Source organism: Enterobacter sp. Sphag1F (assembly GCF_014193275.1).
GTDB lineage: Bacteria > Pseudomonadota > Gammaproteobacteria > Enterobacterales > Enterobacteriaceae > Pantoea > Pantoea symbiotica.
This window is the reverse complement of the sequence record NZ_JACHZD010000002.1, coordinates 189,372-209,719: the sequence shown is the minus strand read 5'-3', so window position 1 is coordinate 209,719 and position 20,348 is coordinate 189,372. Positions and strand designations below refer to the sequence as shown.

Annotated in this window: 17 protein-coding genes and 3 tRNA genes; 10 read left to right on the top strand and 10 right to left on the bottom strand. The window is 53.3% G+C overall.

Going from position 1 to position 20,348, the window contains the following annotated elements; genetic code table 11:
• Positions 1-109 precede the first annotated feature (109 nt).
• Positions 110-3,163, top strand: coding sequence for an FAD-binding and (Fe-S)-binding domain-containing protein (locus FHW71_RS06420; RefSeq protein WP_179451128.1), 3,054 nt, complete (start codon positions 110-112; stop codon positions 3,161-3,163).
• Between the two features lie 30 nt (positions 3,164-3,193).
• On the opposite strand, the gene FHW71_RS06415 is transcribed toward FHW71_RS06420, so the two are convergent.
• Complete coding sequence (locus FHW71_RS06415; protein WP_008102969.1) at positions 3,194-3,598, bottom strand: hypothetical protein; 405 nt, start codon at positions 3,596-3,598, stop codon at positions 3,194-3,196.
• 388 nt (positions 3,599-3,986) lie between these two features.
• Here FHW71_RS06415 and sufA point away from each other — a divergent pair, with 388 nt between their 5' ends.
• The 7 genes from sufA to FHW71_RS06380 all read left to right on the top strand — a co-directional run bounded on the left by sufA (position 3,987) and on the right by FHW71_RS06380 (position 10,591).
• Complete coding sequence (sufA, locus tag FHW71_RS06410; RefSeq protein ID WP_007892717.1) at positions 3,987-4,361, top strand: Fe-S cluster assembly scaffold SufA; 375 nt, start codon at positions 3,987-3,989, stop codon at positions 4,359-4,361.
• A gap of 7 nt (positions 4,362-4,368) precedes the next feature.
• The gene (gene sufB, locus FHW71_RS06405; protein WP_008102971.1) at positions 4,369-5,862 is read left to right on the top strand and encodes a Fe-S cluster assembly protein SufB; all 1,494 of its coding nucleotides are present in this window, start codon (positions 4,369-4,371) and stop codon (positions 5,860-5,862) included.
• A gap of 34 nt (positions 5,863-5,896) precedes the next feature.
• The gene (gene sufC / locus FHW71_RS06400; protein ID WP_008102973.1) at positions 5,897-6,643 is read left to right on the top strand and encodes a Fe-S cluster assembly ATPase SufC; all 747 of its coding nucleotides are present in this window, start codon (positions 5,897-5,899) and stop codon (positions 6,641-6,643) included.
• A complete protein-coding gene (gene sufD, locus FHW71_RS06395; RefSeq protein WP_179451126.1) occupies positions 6,618-7,895 on the top strand; it encodes a Fe-S cluster assembly protein SufD in 1,278 nt (425 codons plus the stop codon). The genes sufC and sufD overlap by 26 nt, the downstream gene beginning before the upstream one ends.
• Positions 7,892-9,115 carry a cysteine desulfurase SufS gene (gene sufS, locus FHW71_RS06390; RefSeq protein WP_091003179.1) on the top strand — a complete coding sequence of 408 codons (1,224 nt, stop codon included), beginning with the start codon at positions 7,892-7,894 and terminating at the stop codon, positions 9,113-9,115. Before sufD ends, sufS begins: the two co-directional genes overlap by 4 nt.
• A gap of 20 nt (positions 9,116-9,135) precedes the next feature.
• Positions 9,136-9,552 carry a cysteine desulfuration protein SufE gene (sufE, locus tag FHW71_RS06385; protein WP_008102979.1) on the top strand — a complete coding sequence of 139 codons (417 nt, stop codon included), beginning with the start codon at positions 9,136-9,138 and terminating at the stop codon, positions 9,550-9,552.
• A gap of 61 nt (positions 9,553-9,613) precedes the next feature.
• Positions 9,614-10,591 (top strand): L,D-transpeptidase family protein, encoded by a 978-nt coding sequence (locus FHW71_RS06380; RefSeq protein WP_179451124.1) that lies wholly within the window; start codon positions 9,614-9,616, stop codon positions 10,589-10,591.
• A gap of 74 nt (positions 10,592-10,665) precedes the next feature.
• Here FHW71_RS06380 and FHW71_RS06375 read toward each other — a convergent pair whose 3' ends face one another.
• The 6 genes from FHW71_RS06375 to FHW71_RS06350 form a co-directional block, all read right to left on the bottom strand.
• On the bottom strand, positions 10,666-10,902 hold the full coding sequence (locus FHW71_RS06375; protein ID WP_007892735.1) for a major outer membrane lipoprotein: 237 nt from the start codon (positions 10,900-10,902) through the stop codon (positions 10,666-10,668).
• 304 nt (positions 10,903-11,206) lie between these two features.
• Positions 11,207-12,619, bottom strand: a complete 1,413-nt coding sequence (gene pykF, locus FHW71_RS06370) for a pyruvate kinase PykF (protein ID WP_061716691.1) — start codon at positions 12,617-12,619, stop codon at positions 11,207-11,209.
• 342 nt (positions 12,620-12,961) lie between these two features.
• Positions 12,962-13,038: transfer RNA gene (locus tag FHW71_RS06365), tRNA-Val, on the bottom strand.
• A gap of 19 nt (positions 13,039-13,057) precedes the next feature.
• Positions 13,058-13,134, bottom strand: a tRNA-Val gene (locus FHW71_RS06360).
• A 3-nt stretch (positions 13,135-13,137) separates the two neighbouring features.
• Positions 13,138-13,214 (bottom strand) — tRNA-Val (locus FHW71_RS06355).
• A gap of 134 nt (positions 13,215-13,348) precedes the next feature.
• The gene (locus FHW71_RS06350; protein WP_179451122.1) at positions 13,349-14,722 is read right to left on the bottom strand and encodes an MATE family efflux transporter; all 1,374 of its coding nucleotides are present in this window, start codon (positions 14,720-14,722) and stop codon (positions 13,349-13,351) included.
• A gap of 198 nt (positions 14,723-14,920) precedes the next feature.
• On the opposite strand from FHW71_RS06350, the gene FHW71_RS06345 reads away from it, so the two are divergent.
• A complete protein-coding gene (locus FHW71_RS06345) occupies positions 14,921-15,565 on the top strand; it encodes a riboflavin synthase subunit alpha (RefSeq protein ID WP_179451120.1) in 645 nt (214 codons plus the stop codon).
• A gap of 49 nt (positions 15,566-15,614) precedes the next feature.
• On the opposite strand, the gene cfa is transcribed toward FHW71_RS06345, so the two are convergent.
• Both cfa and punC read right to left on the bottom strand, forming a co-directional pair.
• Positions 15,615-16,763: a cyclopropane fatty acyl phospholipid synthase gene (gene cfa / locus FHW71_RS06340; protein WP_008110314.1), complete on the bottom strand. Its 1,149-nt coding sequence runs from the start codon at positions 16,761-16,763 to the stop codon at positions 15,615-15,617.
• A gap of 331 nt (positions 16,764-17,094) precedes the next feature.
• Positions 17,095-18,297 (bottom strand): purine nucleoside transporter PunC, encoded by a 1,203-nt coding sequence (punC, locus tag FHW71_RS06335; RefSeq protein WP_179451118.1) that lies wholly within the window; start codon positions 18,295-18,297, stop codon positions 17,095-17,097.
• Positions 18,298-18,407: 110 nt separating this feature from the next.
• Here punC and punR point away from each other — a divergent pair, with 110 nt between their 5' ends.
• On the top strand, positions 18,408-19,319 hold the full coding sequence (gene punR, locus FHW71_RS06330) for a DNA-binding transcriptional activator PunR (protein WP_061716686.1): 912 nt from the start codon (positions 18,408-18,410) through the stop codon (positions 19,317-19,319).
• Here punR and purR read toward each other — a convergent pair.
• Entirely contained in the window at positions 19,316-20,341 is a 1,026-nt protein-coding gene (gene purR / locus FHW71_RS06325; RefSeq protein WP_008110309.1) for an HTH-type transcriptional repressor PurR, read from the bottom strand. The two genes, punR and purR, sit on opposite strands and share 4 nt — an antisense overlap.
• Between the last annotated feature and the right edge of the window lie 7 nt (positions 20,342-20,348).

Sequence of the window (20,348 nt, the reverse complement as noted above, 5' to 3'; positions counted from 1 at the left end):
ACGGCGGCGCGCTTTCCTGAAAAAACAGCAGCCAGCGGAAAAGTATGATAAAACCAATGGCTGAAAAAAATTACGACGCAAACGTTTACAACATCTCGGTCACTCAATAATGATCCCACAGATTTCTCAGGCACCGGGCCTCGTTCAACTGGTGCTGACATTCCTGCAGTCCTTAAAAGAGCAAGGCTTTACCGGCGATACCGCCACCAGCTATGCCGATCGCCTCTCGCTATCCACCGATAACAGTATTTATCAGCTGCTGCCTGATGCGGCGCTGTTTCCGCGCTCGACGGCGGATGTAGCCTTGATTGCGCGCCTCGCCGGTGAAACCCGCTTTACCAGCCTGGTATTTACGCCACGCGGTGGCGGCACTGGCACCAATGGGCAGTCGCTGAATCAGGGCATCGTGGTGGATATGTCGCGCTACATGAACCGCATCCTGGAAATCAACACTGAGCAAGGTTGGGTGCGTGTCGAAGCGGGCGTGGTGAAAGATCAGCTCAATGCGTGGCTTAAGCCGTATGGCTTCTTCTTCTCGCCGGAGCTCTCCACCAGCAACCGCGCCACGCTTGGCGGCATGATCAACACCGATGCATCGGGTCAGGGTTCGCTGGTGTATGGCAAAACTTCCGATCACGTTGAAGGTCTGCGTGCGGTGCTGCTGGGCGGCGATATCCTGGATACGCGCGCCATGCCGACCGCACTGGCGGAACAGCTGGCGAACACGCCAACGGCGGAAGGGCGCATTTATCAGCAGGTTTTAAGCCGCTGCCGTGAACAGCGCGATCTGATTCTGGAGAAATTTCCCAAACTCAATCGCTTCCTGACCGGCTACGACCTGCGTCATGTGTTCAGCGACGATTTACAGACATTCGATTTGACGCGTCTGCTGTGCGGCGCGGAAGGTACATTGGCCTTTATTACTGAAGCGCGCCTCGACATCACGCCCATCCCGAAAGTGCGGCGTCTGGTGAACATCAAATACGACTCCTTCGACTCGGCGCTGCGTAATGCCCCTTTTATGGTGGAAGCCAAAGCGCTGTCGGTAGAAACCGTTGACTCGAAAGTATTGAACCTGGCGCGTGAAGATATCGTCTGGCATTCGGTGAATGAATTAATTACCGATGTGCCAGACAAAGAGATGCTCGGCCTCAACATCGTGGAGTTTGCCGGTGATGATGGCGAACTGATTGAGCAGCAAATCAGCACGCTGTGCCAGCGCCTGGATGAGCTGATGCAGCAGCAGATGGGCGGCGTGATTGGTTATCAACTGTGCGACGATTTAGGCGGCATTGAGCGCATCTATAATATGCGCAAAAAAGCGGTTGGCCTGTTGGGGAACGCCAAAGGGCGCGCCAAGCCGATTCCGTTTGTCGAAGATACCGCCGTGCCGCCAGAACAGCTGGCGGATTACATCGTCGATTTTCGTGCGCTGCTCGACAGTCACGGCCTGAGCTATGGCATGTTTGGTCACGTGGATGCCGGCGTGTTGCATGTGCGGCCGGCGCTGGATATGTGCGATCCGCAGCAGGAGCTGCTGATGAAGCAGATCTCCGATGAAGTGGTGGCGCTAACCGCGCGCTACGGCGGTTTATTGTGGGGCGAGCACGGCAAAGGCTTCCGCGCGCAGTACAGCCCGGAATTCTTTGGCGAGACGCTGTTCAATGAGTTGCGTCGCATCAAAGCCGCCTTCGATCCTGACAATCGCATGAATCCCGGCAAGATCTGTACGCCGCTGGGCAGTGATGAAGCGATGATGCAGGTTGATGCAGTGAAACGCGGCACCTACGATCGGCAGATTCCGGTTACGGTGCGCAACGAGTGGCGCGGCGCGATGGAGTGTAATGGCAACGGTTTGTGCTTCAACTTTGATGCGCGTAGCCCGATGTGCCCGTCGATGAAGATTACCCGCAACCGCATTCATTCGCCGAAAGGGCGCGCCACACTCACGCGTGAATGGCTGCGCTTGCTCTCCGAGCAGGGCGTGGATCCGGTTCAACTGGAGCAGGCATTGCCCAAACAGGGCGCGAGCTTGCGTACGCTGATTCAGCGCACGCGTAATACCTGGCACGCAAACCAGGGTGAATATGACTTCTCGCACGAAGTGAAAGAGGCGATGTCGGGCTGCCTGGCGTGTAAAGCCTGCTCGACGCAGTGCCCGATCAAGATCGATGTGCCGAACTTCCGTTCACGCTTCCTGCAGCTTTATCACACGCGCTATCTGCGTCCGATGAGCGATCATCTGGTGGCCACAGTGGAAAGTTACGCGCCGTTGATGGCCAAAGCGCCCAAGGTGTTCAACTTCTTCCTCAAACAGCCGTGGATGCGCGAACTGAGCAAAACGCATATCGGCATGGTGGATTTGCCACTGCTGTCATCGCCGAGCCTCAAGCAGCAGTTAAGCGGTCATCCGGCGATGAACCTGACGCTGGAGCAGTTAGAAGCGCTGGATGCGGCGCAACGCGAAAACTGCGTGCTGGTGGTGCAAGATCCTTTCACCAGCTATTACGAGGCGCAGCTGGTCACCGATTTCGTCAAGCTGATTGAGAAACTCGGTTATCGTCCGGTGCTGCTGCCGTTCTCGCCGAACGGCAAGGCGCAGCATGTGAAAGGCTTCCTGCAACGCTTTGCACGTACCGCCAGCAAAACCGCCGATTTTCTCAACCGCGTGGCGAAACTGGGCATGCCGATGGTCGGCGTCGATCCGGCGACCGTGCTTTGCTATCGCGACGAATACAACCAGGTGCTGGGCGAGCAGCGTGGCGAGTTTAACGTGCAGCTGGTGCACGAGTGGCTGCAAACCGCCTTGTCTCCACGCGCGGAACAAACCGCCAGCGGCGAAGCCTGGTATCTGTTTGCGCACTGCACTGAAGTGACCGCGCTGCCATCCACGCCGAATCAGTGGCAGAGCATCTTTGCACGCTTTGGCGCCAGGCTGGAAAACGTCAATGTCGGTTGTTGCGGCATGGCGGGAACCTATGGTCACGAAAGCGCAAACCTGGAGAATTCGCTGGGGATTTACGAGCTTTCCTGGCATCCGCAACTGCAAAAGCTGCCGCGTCAACGCTGTCTGGCAACCGGCTTTTCCTGTCGTAGCCAGGTGAAACGCGCAGAAGGCAATGGCATGCGTCATCCACTGCAAGCGTTACTGGAAATGATGTAAACAAATTGTAGGAGACGTCACAAAGCTGGATTAGAATATCCAGCCTGCGTGGCGAACAAAATCACTCTGCAGGCGGGTAGCTTGATCCCACTCGCCGCTGAGCGCCAGTTGATGACACAAACGTGTTAATGACAGGCGCGCCAGTTGATAGGCCTGAATCCGGAACAAACGGTCACGATCGGCATTGCCCATCTCCTGCACTAAGCGGTGATGGAGCTTGCCCATGGCATGTAGAAAGCTGTGATCGTCGCCGTTAAGTTCGCAGATTTCTGCCATATCGAGGCAGGTGTCGTTGAAGCGACGCAGTTGGTCGAGAGTGCAATCGGTGCGGTTGAGCTTTGCCTGAGCCATGTAGAAGTCAACGGTGATATCGCGCACCGAAAACTTATATTCGTCGATTTTATGTTGTAACCAGGCTGAGACGGTAAGCGTCATATCGCCACCTTTTAGGTTAATGATAATCATTATCATATTCAACCGCGTCAGGAATGCAATTCCCGCTGTGAAATTTTATTGATTTCTTCTGCCTGTTACTAAAATCGGCAATAACAATTTCTTTACATAGTAGAAAGGCGTAACCTATCAATCAGGATTAAATCGTAAAATTGATTTTAAAAATTTTGCGGCAATTTAACGGGTTACGCAGGTCAGGCGCGCACGGGAATGCCGCCGTCAATCTGCTTTGAAGCGACTATGCTTAATAAAGCAGCAGTGAAAAATAGCACGAGATGATTATCCCTGCAAAACAAGAGGTTGAAGTGATATCTGATATCACTACCATAGGGGGATAGCCTGAAAAGGCCCAGACATACGAGGTAGCACAATGTCATCAGTAAATGCCGACTCCTTTTCACCCGAAGATTTCGTCTGGAAAGGGCTCACGCTGACCGAATCGGCAGCGAAACAGATTCTTAACCTGGTAGAACAAGACCCTGAAGTCAAGGGATTGAAACTGGGTGTGAAAACGTCCGGCTGTGCCGGCTTTGGGTACGTTATGGATCTGGTAAAAGATCCTGCCGATGACGACCTGCAGTTTGAGCAATTCGGCGCAAAACTGTTTGTGCCACTTCAGGCGATGCCGTTTGTTGACGGTACCGAGCTGGATTATGTCCGCGAAGGTCTTAACCAGATTTTTAAATTCAACAACCCTAAAGCTCAACACGCCTGCGGGTGCGGTGAAAGCTTTGGCGTCGAGTAAGTAAAACATGTCACGACACACCGAAGCATCTGATGATGTACAAATGTGGGAAGGCAAGCTCAACTATAAAGAGGGCTTCTTTACCCAGTTACAAACCGAAGAATTTGCTCACGGCATCAATGAAGATGTGGTGCGCGCCATTTCGGCTAAACGTAACGAACCTGAATGGATGCTTGAATTCCGTCTCAAGGCGTTCCGCGCCTGGGAGCAAATGGAAGAGCCGCACTGGCTGAAAGCGCACTACGAAAAACTGGATTATCAGGATTACAGCTACTATTCCGCGCCGTCCTGCGGCAACTGCGATGACAGCTGTGCTTCTGAACCTGGCGCGACCCAAACCTCCGGCAGCGTCGCCTCCAGCGACTACCTGACGAAGGAAGTGGAAGACGCGTTCAACCAGTTAGGCGTTCCGGTGCGTGAAGGGCGTGAAGTGGCGGTGGATGCGATTTTCGACTCCGTCTCCGTTTCAACTACCTATCGCGGCAAGCTGGCGGAGCAGGGAATTATCTTCTGCTCGTTCGGCGAAGCGATTCACGATCACCCAGAGCTGGTGCAGAAGTATCTCGGTACTGTCGTGCCGCCAAACGATAACTTCTTTGCCGCGCTGAACTCCGCTGTGGCCTCTGACGGTACCTTCGTGTACATCCCGAAAGGCGTACGTTGCCCGATGGAGCTGTCGACCTATTTCCGCATCAACGCGGCAAAAACCGGTCAGTTCGAGCGCACCATCTTGATCGCCGATGAAGACAGCTACGTCAGCTACATCGAAGGTTGCTCAGCGCCGGTGCGTGACACCTATCAGCTGCACGCCGCAGTGGTAGAAGTGATCATCCACAAGAACGCTGAAGTGAAATATTCAACCGTACAGAACTGGTTCCCAGGCGGTGAAGGCGAGGGCGGTATCCTCAACTTCGTTACCAAGCGTGCCCTGTGCGAAGGCGATCACAGCAAGATGTCCTGGACACAGTCTGAGACCGGTTCGGCGATCACCTGGAAATATCCAAGCTGCATTCTGCGCGGTGACTACTCGATTGGTGAGTTCTACTCCGTCGCGCTAACGGCGGGCCGCCAGCAGGCGGATACCGGTACCAAGATGATTCACATTGGTAAAAACACCAAGTCGACCATCATCTCGAAAGGTATCTCTGCTGGTAAGAGCCAGAACACCTATCGCGGCCTGGTGAAAATCATGCCAACCGCCACCAACGCGCGTAACTTCACCCAGTGTGATTCGATGCTGATTGGTGCCGAGTGCGGTGCGCACACTTTCCCGTATGTGGAAACGCGCAACAATACCGCCCATCTGGAGCACGAAGCCACTACCTCGCGCATCGGTGAAGATCAGATGTTCTACTGCCTGCAGCGTGGCATCAGCGAAGAAGATGCGATCTCAATGATCGTCAACGGCTTCTGCAAAGACGTTTTCTCCGAGCTGCCACTGGAATTCGCCGTGGAAGCGCAAAAATTGTTAGCTATCAGCCTTGAGCACAGTGTGGGCTGATGCCCGTTGCCGGAAGCAATGTGAAGGAAAGAGTATGTTAAGCATTAAAGATTTGCAGGTTAGCGTTGAAGACAAAGAGATTTTGCGCGGTCTGAACCTTGAAGTGAAACCGGGCGAAGTCCACGCCATCATGGGACCGAACGGTTCAGGTAAAAGTACCCTGTCTGCAACGCTGGCTGGTCGTGAAGATTACGAAGTCACTGGCGGTTCTGTCACCTTTAAGGGCAAAGATCTGCTGGAGCTTGAGCCAGAAGAGCGTGCCGGTGAAGGCATCTTCATGGCGTTCCAGTATCCGGTAGAAATCCCGGGCGTCAGCAACCAGTTCTTCCTGCAGACCTCGGTCAACGCGGTACGTAAATACCGTGAGCAGGAGCCGCTGGACCGTTTCGACTTCCAGGACTTTATCGAAGATAAAATCCAGCTGCTGAAGATGCCAGAAGATTTGCTGACCCGTTCTGTGAACGTGGGTTTCTCCGGCGGTGAGAAGAAGCGTAACGACATCCTGCAGATGGCGGCCCTGGAACCTGAGCTGTGCATCCTTGATGAAACCGACTCCGGTCTGGATATCGATGCGCTGAAAATCGTAGCCGAAGGCGTTAACAGCCTGCGCGACGGTAAGCGTTCATTCATCATCGTGACGCACTATCAGCGCATCCTGGATTACATCAAGCCGGATCACGTACACGTGCTGTATCAGGGCAAGATCGTTAAATCTGGCGACTTCTCGCTGGTGAAACAGTTGGAGGAGCAAGGCTATGGCTGGCTTACCGACCAAGAGTGATAACGCCCTGCAGCAGTGGCATCACCTGTTTGAATCGCGCGGTGACGTGCGTTCTTTACAGGCGCAGCAGCACTGGCAGCAACTGATGCGTGTCGGCCTGCCGACGCGTAAGCACGAAAACTGGAAATACACGCCGCTTGATGGCCTGCTGGCGCAGCAATTTGTGCTGCCACAACCGCAGGAAGTGAGCGCTGAGCAAGTTGAAGCGCTGGCGCTGCCGATTGATGCGGTGCGTCTGGTGTTTGTTGACGGTCGCTTTCAGGCCGAATTGAGCAGCCGTGATACCGGCCTGTTTGAAATTCAGCATGCGCAGGCTTCTGAGCGTCGTCCGCTGCCGGCACCGATTCAGCCGGAAGTGTTCCTGCATCTGACCGAAAGCCTGGCGGAAGAAGCTACCACTATTCGTCTGGCGCGTGGCAAATCAGCGGCTAAACCGCTCTATCTGCTGCACATCACCAGCGGTCAGGACGCGGGCACTAACACCGTGCATCATCGCCACCATCTGCAGCTGGAAGCCAGCGCAGAAGCGGAAGTGATTGAGCACTATGTCACGTTGAATGATGTGGCGCACTTTACCGGCGCGCGTTTCACTTTCTATGTGGCCGACAATGCCAAACTGCAGCACATCAAACTGTCATTTGAGAGCGAGAAGGCTTACCACTTCGCGCACAATGATGTGGTGATGGGCCGTGATGCGAATGTGGCCACCACCAGTTTCCTGCTGGGTGCGGGCTTATCGCGTCACAACACCAGCGCGCAGCTAAATGGCGAAAATACCAATCTGGCGATCAACAGCTTGTCGTTGCCGGTGAATCAGGAAGTGTGCGATACCCGCAGCTATCTGGAGCACAACAAAGGCTACTGCACCAGCCGTCAGATGCACAAAGTCATCGCGCGCGATAAAGGTCGTGCGGTGTTCAACGGCATGATCAAAGTGGCACAGCATGCGCTGAAAACCGATGGACAGATGACCAACAACAACCTGTTGCTGGGCCGTTTGGCTGAAGTGGACACCAAGCCGCAGCTGGAAATCTATGCTGATGACGTGAAGTGCAGTCACGGTGCGACCATTGGTCGTATTGATGAAGAGCAGATGTTCTATCTGCGCTCGCGCGGCATCGATGAGACCGCCGCACAGCGTATGATCATCCATGCATTTGCCGCTGAACTCACCGAAACGCTGGAGAATCCGGTACTGCGTCAGGTGGTGCTGCTGCGCATTGCCGCGCGTATTCCGGGAGTTGAGTCATGAGTTTCGATCTCGAACGCATCAGAGCGGAATTTCCGATTCTGAAACGTGAGGTCAACGGACATCCGCTGGCCTACCTTGATAGCGCGGCCAGCGCACAGCGCCCGCTCGCGGTCATCAATGCGGAAAGTTATTTCTACCAGCACGGCTATGCAGCCGTGCACCGCGGTATCCATTCATTGAGCGCGCAGGCGACCACCGACATGGAGAACGTGCGTCATCAGGCCGCGCGTTTTCTTAACGCCGCTTCGCCTGAAGAGATCATCTTCGTCAAAGGCACCACGGAAGCCATCAATCTGGTGGCTAACAGTTGGGGCGGCAGTCAGCTGCAGCCGGGCGATAACATCATCATCACCGAGATGGAGCATCACGCTAACATCGTGCCGTGGCAGATGGTGGCGCAGCGTACCGGCGCAGAAATTCGCGTACTGCCGCTAAATGCGCAGGGCGAGCTGGCGCTAGAGCAGCTGAGCGGCTTGATTGATAGCCGCACTCGTTTGCTGGCGGTGACCCACGTTTCAAACGTGCTCGGAACCGTCAATCCTGTGAAAGCCATCGTGGCGCAAGCGAAAGCCGCTGGCGTAATTACGCTGGTGGATGGCGCGCAAGCTGTGATGCATCACGCGGTGGATGTGCAGGATATCGACTGTGACTTTTACGCCTTCTCCGGCCATAAAATTTATGGTCCGACCGGTATTGGTGTGCTGTACGCGCGTAAAGCGTTGCAGGAGATCATGCCACCGTGGGAAGGCGGCGGTTCGATGATTTCTGAAGTGGTGCTGCCAACCGGCACCACTTTTAACAGTACGCCATGGCGTTTCGAAGCGGGCACGCCAAATACCGGCGGTATCATTGGTTTGGGGGCGGCGTTAACGTGGATCAGCGAACTGGGCCTGGACGTTATTCATCAGCGCGAATCGATGCTGATGCGTTATGCGCTGGATAAACTGGCTTCGGTGCCAGATCTGGTGATTTACGGTCCGGAAAGTCGCAGCGGCGTGGTGGCCTTTAATCTCGGCAAGCATCACGCGTTTGATGTCGGCAGTTTCCTTGATCAATACGGTATTGCGATCCGCACCGGCCATCATTGCGCAATGCCGCTGATGCGTCATTATGCGGTGCCGGCGATGTGTCGTGCCTCCTTCGCGCTGTATAACACCGAAGAAGAAGCCGATCGCCTGGCCGCAGGTTTGACCCGTATTCATCGTCTGCTGGGCGGTTGAGCAGATTTCAGGAGTGATTCATGGCGAATTTGCCAGATAAAGAGAGACTGGTTCGTAACTTTAATCGTTGCGCTAACTGGGAAGAGAAGTACCTCTACATCATTGAACTCGGTGGGAAATTACCAGAATCCTCCGAAAGCTTACAGCAGCCAGAACACGTGATTTCAGGCTGTCAGAGCCAGGTGTGGATACGCATGACCCCGCAGGCTGATGGCACCATCGCCTTCGAAGGTGACAGTGATGCCGCCATCGTTAAAGGGTTGATTGCAGTGGTATTTAGCCTATATCAAGGGCTTAAGGCGCCAGAGATTCTCGATCTCGATGTGCGTCACTGGTTTGGCGAATTGGCGCTGACCTCACATCTCACTCCCTCGCGTTCACAGGGTCTGGAAGCCATGATCCGCGCGATCCGGCATAACGCTCAGACCCTCAGCTAAGTTACACTCTCCAGACCCCGGCTTGACCGGGGTCTGTTCTATCCGACAAAGAGAAAATTGCATGAAACCAGCCTTACGTTTAGCCGGTGCATTGCTGTTGTCCTGTTGCGGACTCTCTGCACCTGCATTTGCTACGGAATATCCCCTACCAGCCGATAACAGCCGTTTAATTGGCGAGAATACCCTGACCACCGTGCCGGATGACAAACGGCCGCTGGAGAGCATTGCCGCGCGTTATAAGATAGGCATGCTCGGCATGCTGGAAGCCAATCCAGGCGTTGATCCCTGGCTGCCAAAGGCTGGCACGCAATTAACCGTGCCGCTGCAGATGCTGCTGCCTGATGCGCCACGCGAAGGAATCGTGATTAACCTCGCAGAACTGCGGCTCTACTACTATCCGAAAGGTGAAGATCGTGTGGTGGTCTATCCGATTGGTATCGGCCAATTGGGGGCCATGACGCCAACCATGGTCACCAGTATCAGCCAGAAAATCCCTAATCCTACCTGGACGCCAACCACTAATATCCGCAAGCGCTATGCCAAAGAGGGCATCACTTTGCCGGGCGTGGTGCCCGCCGGGCCAGATAACCCGATGGGGCTGTTTGCGATGCGTCTGGCGCGCGGTACTGGTCAGTATTTGATTCACGGCACCAATGCTGACTTTGGTATTGGTATGCGCGTAAGCTCTGGCTGCATTCGACTGCGACCGGATGATATTGAAGCGCTGTTCAACAGCGTGCCGAAAGGAACGCGCGTGCAGGTCATCAACCAGCCCATCAAATATGCGATTGAGCCCGACGGTAAGCGCTACGTTGAAGTGCATCAGCCTTTATCGCGCAACGATAAGGATGATCCACAAACCATGCCGATTGCACAGTCTGCGCAGCTGAAAGCCTTCTTAAAGAGTGAGAAGAGCGATACCGCGTTGATTAAGGAAGTGATAGCCCGACGTTCAGGAATGCCGGTGTTAGTGAGCAGCGGTGAGCCGGTAACTAATCAGAGTGCTGAAGCTGTAGGTGAAGCAGTAGCGCAACCCTGAATTCGGACCAGAGAAACGCAGAATCAGGACAAAAAAAATGGTGCCACATGGGCACCATTTTTCAACCAGTACTCTTACTTACGGTAAGAGTGAGCCTGGTTGTCCAGACGCTGGTTAGCGCGAGCTGCGTCATCTTTAGCAGCCTGAACGTCAGAACGGATTGCGTTCACGTCGTTGCTCAGCTGATCAACTTTAGCGTTCAGAGTCTGAACGTCTGAAGACAGTTGGTCGATTTTAGCGTTGCTTGAGCAACCAGCCAGCATAGTTGAAGCCAGGATTACAGCGCCCAGTACCAGTTTAGTGCGATTCATTCTTTATACCCTCTAGATTGAGTTAATCTCCATGTAGCGTTACAAGTATTACACAAAGCTTTTTGAGTTGAGAATAAATTTTTGATGAGAACATGCTTAATTTTGATCGTTCGCTCAAAGAAACAGCATTTCACAGAAGAAGATGAAAATAATTAGCTAAAACAGAGAGATTTAATCGGACTAACCTTAATCATACGAGATTTTGAATAGTTAATTTCGATTGGAAATTTCTGGTTTTTGTATTACATCAGCAATAAAAAAAGCGCCTGGAAAAGGCGCTTTTTAATAAAAATTCAGTTGCTAATCAGATTACATGTACAGAAGCGGTGTTTGTCGTTCCGCTTGGTACTAATGCGCCTGAAACCATGACCACAACATCGCCTTTCTGCGCATATCCGCTTTCCAGCGCCATTTCTTTACCAATGCGATAGAAATCATCAGTTGAGGCAATTTCTGTCACCAGGTGGGTTTCGATACCTTTGCTCAGAATCAGCTGACGCGCGGTGGTTTCGTTGGTGGTGAGCGCCAGAATGGTGGCATCCGGGAAATACTTACGGATCGCTTTGGCAGATTTACCGCCTTCGGTAGCTACAACAATCAGTGGTGCTTCCAGCTTCTCTGCAGTCTCAACCGCACCGCGGCACACTGCTTCGGTGATGCGCAGCTTGCGTGAGTCTTGCAGTGAATCGATGCGGGATTTCATCACGCGATCGGTGCGCTCACAGATGGTCGCCATGATGGTGACCGACTCCAGCGGATAGCGGCCTTTCGCGCTCTCACCAGACAGCATCACCGCATCGGTACCATCGAGGATGGCGTTAGCCACGTCGCCGGCTTCTGCGCGGGTAGGGCGCGGGTTTTTGATCATTGAATCCAGCATCTGCGTCGCGGTGATCACCACTTTGCGGGCTTTATTACATTTTTTGATCATCATCTTCTGCGCGAAGATCACTTCTTCAACTGGGATCTCAACGCCGAGGTCGCCACGCGCAACCATGATGCCGTCTGACGCTTCAAGGATCTCGTCGAAGTTGTTCAGGCCTTCCTGGTTCTCGATTTTCGAGATGATCTGAATGTGTTCGCCGCCGTGCGCTTTCAGGTGCTCACGGATTTCCAGCACGTCAGAACGCTTACGGATAAATGAAGCGGCGACGAAATCAACGTTCTGCTCGCAACCAAAGATCAGGTCGCGCTTATCTTTTTCCGCCAGTGCAGGCAGCTGAATGGAGACACCTGGCAGGTTAACGCCTTTGTTCTCACCCAGATCACCGTTGTTCAGGACATTACAGACCACTGAGTTCTCAGTGACTTCAGTCACCTGCATACCGATCAAGCCATCGTCGACCAGTACGGTGTTACCAATTTTCAGGTCTTCAGTGAAACCGGCGTAGGTCACTGCAACACGTTCGCTGTTACCAATCACCGACTGATCGGTAGTGAAGGTGAAGGTCTGGCCGGCTTTCAACGATACATCGTTGCCGCCTTCCAGTTTCATGGTACGAATTTCCGGACCTTTGGTGTCCAGCAGAATAGCGGCCTGACGACCGGTTTTTTCCATAACAGCACGCATGTTGGTGATGCGTTGGCCGTGTTCAGCGTAATCCCCGTGCGAGAAGTTCAGGCGCATCACGTTCATGCCCGCTTCCAGCAGTTGGGTCAGCATCTCTTCAGATTCGGTTTTTGGACCGATAGTACAAACGATTTTGGTCTTTTTCATGTCAGGTTTTCTATAAGTTGTGATGGATGATAAAGGTCGGAATTCGATGCGCATGGCACCGAAGTGAGAATATTTATGGTGTTGGAACGGATTTCACAGAAATAAGAATAGGAGACGAAAGCAAAGCGTGCAGAGAAGTTATGCAGTACGCGAGGGAACTGAGTGATCAGTGTTGCGCAAATCATTGGAGTTGTTTGCATAGGCACGTTAGCGCTGAAACCTTTCAGGTGGAACAACGCGGCATAGTATAGTCGCTAAGTATGCGAAAACCAATATAAAAGCGGCGTGATAAAGACGATGCAGATCAAGAAAAAGGTGTTGCGCAAGGAGATAAAACCAGAGTGGTGCGCTCTAATGGACTCGAACCATCGACCCCCACCATGTCAAGGTGGTGCTCTAACCAACTGAGCTAAGAGCGCATGCAGAATATTCAATAATTGGTGCGTCCGAGTGGACTCGAACCACCGACCCCCACCATGTCAAGGTGGTGCTCTAACCAACTGAGCTACGGACGCACTTGGTGCGCTCTAATGGACTCGAACCATCGACCCCCACCATGTCAAGGTGGTGCTCTAACCAACTGAGCTAAGAGCGCAACACGCTGTCAGGGCGACAGCGGGGACGAATATTAACGGCAGGCTGTGATGCTGGCAAGGGGAAAAAGTGTTTTTCCCCTACGACTGACCAGCAACTGTGCTATGCGTCGTTTTTTTCGCCGTTACCAGCCACTTAGCGCGCGGCGCGCGCCAAAATCACTTGCGCAGGCAGGCGCTGCAAACGACGGATGCGCCAAATCATCATCACTGCTGCGGAGGTCAGGCCGATAATAAAGCCACACCAGAAACCGGCGGGACCGAGTTTTGGCAATACCCAATCCGTCATCGCCAGTACATAACCCACCGGCAAACCCAGCACCCAATACGCGATAAAAGTAATGAAGAAGATCGAGCGCGTGTCTTTATATCCTCGCAAGATACCGCTGCCAATCACCTGAATCGAATCTGAGAACTGATAGATTGCCGCCAGCAGCATCAGTTGCGCCGCAAGGGTAATGACTTCAGGATTTGCGGTATAAAGCGCGGCGATATCATGACGGAAGATCACGGTAAACAGCGCGGTGATGGCCGCCATGCTGATGCCGACGCCTTGCCCGGTCCACGCGGCAACGCGCGCCTGTTCGGCTGAACCTTGTCCGAGTCGATAGCCAACACGAATGGTGGTGGCCACGCCGAGCGACAACGGCAACACGAACATCAACGAACTGAAGTTGAGCGCAATCTGGTGCCCGGCCACTTTGACGATGCCGAGTGGTGATACTAGAAGCGCAACCACGGCAAACAGTGTCACCTCAAAGAACAGCGCCAACGCCACTGGCAAACCCAGCGTGAACAGGCGTGACAAGATTGCGCGTGACGGCGCGGACCAGCGCGTTTTCATGCGGATATCGCGCATGCTTGCCATGCGTTTCACCCAGAAGCGCATTACCAGGAACATCACCCAATATACCGATGCCGTCGCCACACCGCAGCCGACGCCGCCTAAGGCCGGCATACCGAAATGCCCGTAAATGAAGACATAGTTGAGCGGAATGTTCACCATCAGTCCGAGAAAGCCGAGCAGCATCGCCGGTTTGGTTTTCGACAAACCTTCACACTGGTTGCGCATCACCTGGAACAACAGATATCCCGGTGCGCCCCACAGCAACGCATGCAGGTATCCTTCGGCTTTGGCGGCCAATTCAGGATCGATGTCATGCATGGTGTTAATCAGATAACCGGCATTCCACAGCACCACCATAATCAGTAGCGCAACGGCAATTGCCATCCAGTATCCCTGGCGCACTTGTTCCGCGATACGTTCGCGTCGTCCTGAACCGTTGAGTTGCGCAACGGTAGGCGTCAAAGCCAGTAGAAGACCATGACCAAACAGAATGGCGGGAAGCCAGATAGAGGTGCCGACAGCAACGGCGGCCATATCCGTGGCGCTTACCGCACCGGCCATAACAGTATCTACAAATCCCATCGCCGTCTGGGCCACCTGAGCAAGGATGACCGGGATCGCGAGGGCCAGCAATTGACGCGCTTCTGTAAAATACTTCTGCACGTTACACCTGCTTAATTAAAGAAGAGAGCGGGGCTAAATCCCCAAAGAATGCGCGGCATAGTGTAGCGGCAGCGCTGGCTTCCGCCAAACGTTGATCGCATTTTGTTTAGCAATTTGTGTAAAGTTTGAACTCCGCCAAATTAAGCTGCCGCCAACAAGCTGTGATAAACTGACGCAAAATTTGCAGAGGCTGAGATTATGTTTACTGGAATTGTGCAAGGCACGGCAGAAATTGTCGGCATTGAAGAGAAAGATCTGTTTCGAACCCATATTGTGCGCTTACCGGAGGATCTGTTACCGGGACTGGCGCTTGGCGCATCGGTGGCACACAACGGCTGCTGCCTGACCGTAACCGAGATTAACGGCGATCTGGTCAGCTTCGATCTGATTAAAGAAACACTGCGCATTACCAACCTGGGTGAATTAATGGTGGGTGATGTGGTGAATATTGAACGTGCAGCGAAGTTCAGTGATGAAATTGGCGGTCATTTAATGTCTGGCCATATTATGACCACGGCGGAAATCTGCAAAATCATCCAATCAGAAAACAACCGCGAAATCTGGTTTAAATTACAGGACGCCACGCAGATCAAATATATTCTGCACAAAGGTTTCGTGGGTATCGATGGAATTAGTTTGACCGTTGGCGACGTGACTAAAAGCAAATTCTGTGTGCATTTGATTCCGGAAACGCTGGAGCGCACCACTTTAGGCGCGAAGAAGTTTGGTCATAAGGTCAATATTGAGATTGATCCGCATACGCAGGCCATTGTGGAAACGGTTGAGCGCGTATTAGCGCAGCGTGAAGCCGCTGCACTGGCGCAGATTGCTGGCGCAGAATAATACCGTTAAAAAAGGCGCCATGCGGCGCCTTGATTCATTTGAAAGCTTATTAACGCGCAACGCGTAAACCGCCATCCTTGCCACGACTGAATACTACCTGCCACAGCTGAATATCACGGGCACGAAACGCACCGGCGCAGGCGTTGAGATAATAGTCGAACATTCGTTTAAAACGTTCGCCATATTTCTCAGCCAACTGCGGCCACGCCGCCTGAAAACGTTCATACCATGCCATTAACGTCGTATCGTAATCTGCGCCAAAGTTATGCCAATCTTCCATGACGAAATGTGGCTCACTGGCGTCAGCGATTTGACGCACTGACGGCAAACAACCGTTCGGGAAGATATATTTATCAATCCACGGATCGACATTCATATCTGTGGTGAGGGCGCCAATGGTGTGCAGCAAAAATATGCCGTCTGGTTTGAGGTTGCGGTCAGCAACATCAAAATAAGTGGCATAGTTTTTCGGCCCGACATGTTCAAACATACCGACAGAAACGATGCGATCATATTGATTATTCAGGTCGCGATAGTCCTGAAGTAATATAGTCACATCCAGTCCTTCACAGCGTTGTTGTGCCAGTTTTTGTTGCTCAGCTGAAATAGTCACGCCATGCACCGTGACGCCATAATGGCGCGCGGCGTATTCTGCCAGTCCGCCCCAGCCACAACCGATATCCAACAGCGTCATGCCCGGTTCAAGTTGCAACTTGCGGCAAATCATATCCAGTTTGGCTTGCTGCGCGTTTTCCAGGGTATCAGCATCTTTCCAGTAGCCGCAGGAATATTGCATATAAGGATCAAGCATCAGTGAGAATAGATCATTACCAAGGTCGTAATGCTCTTTACCCACAATCCAGGCGCGTTTTTTTGATTGCAAATTAGTGAGACGCGCGGCGGCGATGCGCAACGTATCTTTAAAATGCCGGGGTAATTGTTTATCCAGATGATGTTTTAAAACGCGATGGAAGAACATATCGAGCTGTTCGCACTCCCACCAACCATCCATGTAACTTTCACCTAATCCGAGCGATCCTTCCTCGAGAACGCGTTTAAAAAAATCTGGATGCTTTACCTGAATATCCCAGGGACGAGTGCCATTAACTGCAATATCAGCCCGCTCTAGCAGTTCATTGACGATCCGATACCAATGGTTTTCTTCAAGGCTCACTTCTTCTATAACAGATGAACTCATAGCTTCTCCATCACCTTCCGATCTGAACCTGAGAAAAAGAATAGCCAATTTCCCAAGACCTGTGAGAGAACTCACGGAAAATCCGTGCGCCAGAAATCCGACGTTGTACGACGTTGTACGACGTTGTACGACGTAGTACAGAGGTATGAATTTGAGCAGAAAAGTGGGTCGCCGCACCGGATAATGTGCAGACGCCATCCCGCGACAGTGTCGCTAAAGGTATTACATTTATATTATTGATTTAATACAGAATTACTGACCCACAGAGTATATGCTCACGTGGGTCAATATTCAACGGGTTATCGTTAGTTTGCTAACGAAAATCGTTGGCTTAGAGATTATCTTCGCAGGGACGGGAAGTGTGGGCAATATCACTTTGTGCGTTTAGCGATCGCTGGCAGACAAAGCCCGCCCACGCCAGTACCACGGTGGCGACCATCACTAACGTGGTGTTGAACAGCGCCTGCTCAAGACCGGCGGAGACCAGCAGGCTGGCAACAAAGCATAATCCTAACTGGAATAAGTTCTGTAATCCTGCGGCTTTACCGGTGGCGTGCGGGAAGGGCGCTAATGCGCTGGCAACCACAATCGGATAGATCGCACCATTGGCCAGCGCCATGCCGCAGAAGGGCATCAACAGCACAAACAGCGGCGCGGAAGGCATCAGGGCGATGACAAACAGACTCAGGATGCTCAGGCTATACAACACCAGCAACCACGGCAGCAGTTGCGCGCCCTGATAACGATTTAACAGCGTGCGGCAGCCAAAGCCGCCAATCAGAAACGCAATGGTCTGCGGAATATAGCTCAGGCCAATATCGCCCGGCGTCAGGCCAGCAGCGGCGAGAATGAAAGGTGATCCCGTCAGCCAGGCGAAAAAGCTCGCCGAACACGCCGAGTAGATCAAGACGTTACCGCTGTAAACGCGGGTGCCCAGCAAGGTCAACCATCCAGGTTGTTTGCCTGCCGCAACTTTCTCGCGCTTAGGCGAGGCTAACTGCAGCGTACCGATCAGCAACACCACGGCAACCAACGTTAGCGTGATAAAGATGCTGCGCCAGTGGAAGTGGCCGATAAGCCAGGCGCCGAGCAGCGGAGCCAGCGCCGGAGACAGCGCAACCAGCGGCATAATCGTCGCAAACACTTTATTGGCTTTCGCTTTTGGATAGTGATCCACCACTAACGCCTGCCAGCTCACGGCAGCAGCACACACACCAATCGCCTGCACAAAACGCAGCGCCAGCATCAGGCGGACATCGGTCACCCAAAGCATCCCCAGACAACCAAGGGCGAAGATGGCTAAACCGGCCAGCAAAATTGGTTTACGGCCGTAACGATCTGACAGCGGCCCCCAAAATACCTGGGCACAGGCGAAACCGCCGAGAAACAGACTCAGGCTGGCGCTAATGGTGCCAGGTGCGCTAGCGAAATCACGCTGCATATCGCCAAAGGCAGGTAAATACATATCCGTGGCAAGAAAGCCGAGCATGCTGAGCACGGCGAGATAAGGCATAAATGCTTTAGACGACAACATGTTGATTCTCTTTTGGGCAGGTTGAACGCCGGGGAGTGTAAAAGGATGCAACGCGCTTTGTGAAACGCTAATATTTGCATAGTGCTGTTAAATTTTTTGAAGGCAAAATTATGTGGTCAGAATATGCGCTTGAAGTGGTGGATGCGGTGGCGCGCACTGGGAGTTTTAGTGCGGCAGCGCAGGAGCTGCATCGTGTGCCTTCTGCCGTCAGCTATACCGTACGACAGCTGGAAACCTGGCTGGCAGTGCCGCTGTTTGAGCGTCAGCACCGCGAAGTGGTGATGACACCCGCGGGCGAGCATTTTGTGCGTGAAGGGCGATCTGTTATCAAAAAAATGCTGGCAACCCGTCGACAGTGTCAGCAACTGGCAAATGGCTGGCGCGGGGAGCTAAGTATCGCGGTTGACTGCATTGTTAAACCGCAGCGCACGCGGCAGTTAGTGAAGGATTTCTATCGCCACTTTCCCGATATGGAGCTGATTATCAGCTACGAAGTGTTTAACGGCGTGTGGGATGCGTTGGCAGATGGCCGGGTTGATGTGGCGATTGGCGCAACCCAGGCGATTCCGGTGGGCGGACGTTTTGCCTTTCAGGATATGGGCGCACTGAACTGGCGTTGTGTAGTGAGTCCCGATCATCCGCTGGTAAACAGCACGGAGCTGGATGATGAAACGTTGCGGGCATGGCCATCGCTGGTGCTGGAAGATACCTCGCGTGCGTTGCCGCGCCGTATGACATGGACGCTGGATAATCAGCGACGTCTGGTGGTGCCAGAGTGGGAAACCGGGATGGATTGTTTGCTGGCAGGATTGTGCGTTGGAATGGTGCCGGGCCATCTGGCACGTCCGCTGCTGGATAGCCATAAACTGGTCGAACTGGCACTGCCGCAAGCCTTTCCGGACAGTCCGTGCTGCGTCAGCTGGTCAGAACAGCGCGCGTCACCGGCGCTGGAGTGGTTACTGGCTTATCTCGGAGATGCCGAAACGCTGAACCACGAATGGCTCAGCGAAGTGTCGGCTTAGCGGCGATAGTCGCGGAACGGACCGTACGCTACCGAACGACGTTCAATCAGCGTTGGCTGGACTTCGATGGTTTGCGGATCTTCACGTTTGCTGGTGATGCGATCCAGCAACATTTCCAGCGCTTTTTCACCCAGTTCGGCTTTTGGCTGATGCACGGTGGTCAGCGCTGGCGTGAAATAGCGCGCGTTGCGCACATTATCGTAGCCGATGACCGAGATATCCTGCGGTACGCGCAAACCCATCTCATCAGCAGCGCAAATCGCGCCCATCGCCATGATATCGCCACCGCAGAACACCGCCGTTGGGCGCTGTTTCTGATTTAAAATCTGCTGCATCGCCTGATAGCCCGATTCAGGCTCAAAGTCGCCCTGAACCACCCATTCCGGACGCACCGTAATGCCCGCTTCGTTCATTGCCTGCAGGAAGCCAGCATGACGGCCGCCGCCGGTGTTGCGCTCCATCTGGCCGGGAATGGCACCGATATCACGATGACCGCGTTCAATCAGATAACGCCCGGCGAGATAGCCGCCCTGAAACGCATTGTCCTGCACGGTATCGGTGAAGTCACCGCGCGATGCACCCCAATCCATCACCACCATGGGAATGTTGCGGTTCTCTTCCAGCATCTGCAGCAAATCGTCTGGATACTCAGAACACATCACCAGCAAGCCATCGACGCGCTTTTGCGCCATCATCGACAGGTAAGCACGTTGCTTTTGCAGATCGTTATGCGCGTTGCCGAGAATCAGCGTGTAGCCGCGTTCGAAACAACGGTTCTCCACCGCTTCGATAATTTCAGCGAAATAGGGCGCTTCGCTGGAGGTCGCCAGCAAACCTAAGGTTTTAGTGTGATTAACTTTGAGACTACGCGCCACGGCACTGGGCGAGTAGTGTAATTCTTTGATCGCTTCCCATACGGCGTTACGCGTCTCTTCCGCAACGAAACGCGTTTTGTTGATGACATGCGAAACCGTGGTGGTTGAGACACCCGCGCGTTTTGCGACATCTTTAATTGTTGCCATGAAAATG